Annotated in this window: 3 protein-coding genes; 1 reads left to right on the top strand and 2 read right to left on the bottom strand. The window is 73.2% G+C overall.

Annotated features, from left to right (window positions below):
• On the top strand, positions 1–1,421 hold a 1,421-nt coding region (locus AC2D8W_RS22690), incomplete at its 5' end, for a sulfatase-like hydrolase/transferase (protein ID WP_484673429.1).
• Between the two features lie 2 nt (positions 1,422–1,423).
• Here AC2D8W_RS22690 and AC2D8W_RS22695 read toward each other — a convergent pair.
• Entirely contained in the window at positions 1,424–2,431 is a 1,008-nt protein-coding gene (locus AC2D8W_RS22695) for a HupE/UreJ family protein (RefSeq protein WP_484673430.1), read from the bottom strand.
• Positions 2,428–3,266: peptidyl-prolyl cis-trans isomerase (locus AC2D8W_RS22700; RefSeq protein WP_484673431.1), on the bottom strand; the 839-nt coding region annotated here is incomplete at its 5' end. The genes AC2D8W_RS22700 and AC2D8W_RS22695, both read right to left, overlap by 4 nt.

Raw genomic sequence — 3,266 nt, forward strand, 5'->3', positions numbered from 1 at the left:
GGACCGCACCGCTTCCCCGCCGCCGACTGCTCGCGCTGCTCGGCTCGGCGGCGCTGGCGCCCGGCGCGGCGGGCGCCGCCGCCCGGCGGCCCAACATCGTCCTCATCGTCGCCGACGACCTGGGATACGGCGACCTGGGCGTGCAGGGCGGCCGGGACGTCGCGACGCCGCACATCGACCGTCTGGCGTCGCAGGGCGTCCGGATGACCGACTTCTACTCGAACCATCCCAGCTGCGCGCCCGCCCGCGCGGCGCTGCTCTCCGGTCGCTACCAGCATCGCTTCGGCTTCGAGAACAATCCCGGCGTCGCCCAATCGACGTCGCCGGCGGTCGGCCTGCCGCGGGATCATGGCGGGACGCTGCCCGAGCGGCTGAAGGCGCTGGGCTATGCGACGGCGGCCGTGGGCAAGTGGCACATCGGGTTCACGCCCGAGAACCTGCCCACCGCCCGCGGTTTCGACCGGTTCTACGGCTTCCTGGGCGGTGCGATGGCCTATACGCCCGACGCGCCCTCGGGCGCCAAGGACATGGTCCGCGGGTCGGCGGCCACGCCCATGCCCGGGCACACGACCGAGGCCTTCGCCGACGAGTCCGTGGCCTTCATCGAGGCGAACCGCACCCGGCCGTTCTTCCTGTACCTGGCGTTCAACGCCGTGCACGCGCCCCTGCAGTCCACGGCCGCCTACCTGGGCCGGTTCGCGGCCGTGAAGGACCCCAGGCGCCGGGCGTACCTGGCCATGCTGGCGGCGATGGACGAGGCGGTCGGCCGTGTGGTCGGCGCCGTCGACGACGCCGGCCTGGCGCGCGATACGCTGATCGTCTTCACCAGCGACAACGGCGGGCCCACCTGGCAGACCACCAGCTCGAACGGCCCCCTGAACGGGGTCAAGGCGACGGTTCTCGAGGGCGGCGTGCGCGTGCCCACGATCTTCCGCTGGCCGGGGCGGCTGCCCGCGGGGCGGGTTTCGCCGGCGGTGGGGACCGGCGTCGACCTGACCGCCACCCTGCTGGCGGCGGCCGGCGCCCCGCGTACGCCCGACCTGGACGGAGCCGACCTCGGTCCCGCGCTGGCGGGCCGCGCCCGGCCGCCCGAGCGGGCGCTCTACTGGCGGCTGGGGCCGCAGGGCGCCATCCGCTCGGGCCGCTGGAAGGCGGTGCGGGCCGAGGACCGCTGGTGGCTGTTCGACCTCTCGCGGGACATGGGCGAGCGGCAGGACCTCGCCGCGGCGCGGCCGGACATCCTCTCCCGTCTCCAGGCCGACTGGACGCGGTGGTCATCCCAAATGCCGCCGCCGGCGTGGGGCTCCCTCAATCGGACCGAGCGCTCCGCGGCCGGCGAGGTGAAGGGCATGATCGCGGCGTACGTCGAAGGCCGGCCCGTCGATCCCCGCAGCCTGCTCTACGGCGGCGGACCCGAATAGCGTCAGATCGCCGCCACGGTCCGCTCGATCAGCCAGTACGCGGCCAGCGAACCGATCAGATAGGCCGGCGCGACGGGGGCCCAGCGGGGCACGGTCCAGCGGCGCGCGCTGACGACCCAGCGGCCTGCCGCCATCAGCAGCAGGACGGCGCCGATGAAGACGAGCTGGCCGATCTCGACGCCGACGTTGAACAGCAGCAGAGCCTGCGGCGCCGCGTCCGGGGGCAGCCCGATGTCGGCCAGCACCCCGGCGAAGGCCATGCCGTGCAGGAGGCCGAAGACGAAGGCGATCAGCCATGGACGCCGCTGCGCCAGGCCGTCGGCGGCGCGCCGTCCGGGCATCAGCTCGACCGCGACGAAGAGAATGCTGAGCGCCACCAGCGCCTCGATGGCCGCCGAGGGGAAGCTGATGTAGCCCAGCGCGGCCAGCGCCAGCGTGAGGCTGTGCGCCACGGTGAACCCGGTCACCGCCTTCACCAGTTTCCAGTTCGGGCCGATCAGCAGCAGCAGGCCGAGCACGAACAGCAGATGGTCGATGCCGATGAGGATGTGCTCCACGCCGAGCACGAGGTAGGCCGGGACGGCGACGCCGGCGGCGGGCGCCATCGCCAGCTTCATGCGCGGCTGGGCCGGCTTCAGGACGTGGTCGAACGTGCGGCCGTCCCGGGCGGTGATCCGCACGATCACATCGGTGACGCTCTGGGAGAGGCCCTCGACCTCCAGCGTCTGGCCTTCCAGGGGCGGCCCCCCGTTCACGCGCCAGACGCGGGTGACATAGCCGGGCGCCGCCTGCTCGGCCGCCGGCGGCTTCTCCAGCGCGCCCCCCGAGAGGTGGGGGACCAGCCGCAGCGCCATGTCGCCCACGACGGGACGCTTCCAGACGACTTCGTAGGCGGTCGGTCCGGTCTCGCGGATCTGCACCAGCGCCGGGCGAACCTCGTGGGCTTGGGCCGGCGCAAGGCCGGCCAGCAGCGCCGCCAGGACGACCCAGATCGCGATCAGAGCCCTCATGACTGGGGCAGGCCCGCGATCTCGACCTTGTAGCGCTTGCGCAGGCTGGCGCGGAACTTCCGGTTCTCCTCCTCGCGCCGGTCCGCCAGCCAGGCGGCGCGGACGTCGTCGCGGACCTCGGCGAGGGGTGGGGTCACGGGCGGCAGCCGGCGCTCCACGCGGATCAGGTGCAGGCCATAGGCCGAGGGCGCCGGACCGGTCCACTCGCCGACCTTCGCCTTGTGCACCGCCGCCGTGAAGTCCGGACCATAGTCGCGCGTCAGGTCCGCCTCGGCGATGTCGGCGTAGGTGAGGGGCAGGAGCGAGGGGTCGCTCGTGGCGGACCCGCCGGCCTTGAGCGTCGCCAGGGCCGCGGCGGCGGCCGCCTGGGGCGTTTCGCCGGTGCGGTCGCGGCTGAAGTAGATGTGCCGCAGCGCCACGCGGCCAGGCACGGCGTAGCGGTCGCGATTGGCGTCGTAGTAGTCCTGCAGCGTCTTGTCGTCCGGCTCGGGGATGTCTGCGATGTCCTCGCTGGCGAAGGCCATCTTCTGCGCGAGCCGGCGGCGGACGATCATGTCGTCCTTGTCGAGGCCCAGCCGGATCGCCTCGCGGGCCAGGAGTTCCTCGTCGACGCGCTCGTTGATCAGGGCGGACAGCTCGGCGCGGGTCGGCGGCCGCTGGCTCTGCAGCTCCCAGTAGCCCGCGAGCTGCTCGATCTCCTGCGCGTCGATGCGCACGACCGGCCGCTTCAGGTGGTTCGCGAACGCGATGACGCCGAAGAGGACGGCGCCCAGCACGATGAAATGAACCAGCGGCTCCCGCAGGACGCGCGAGAGCCACGAACGACTGGGTTCGG

Source organism: Phenylobacterium sp. T106 (genome assembly GCF_057219735.1).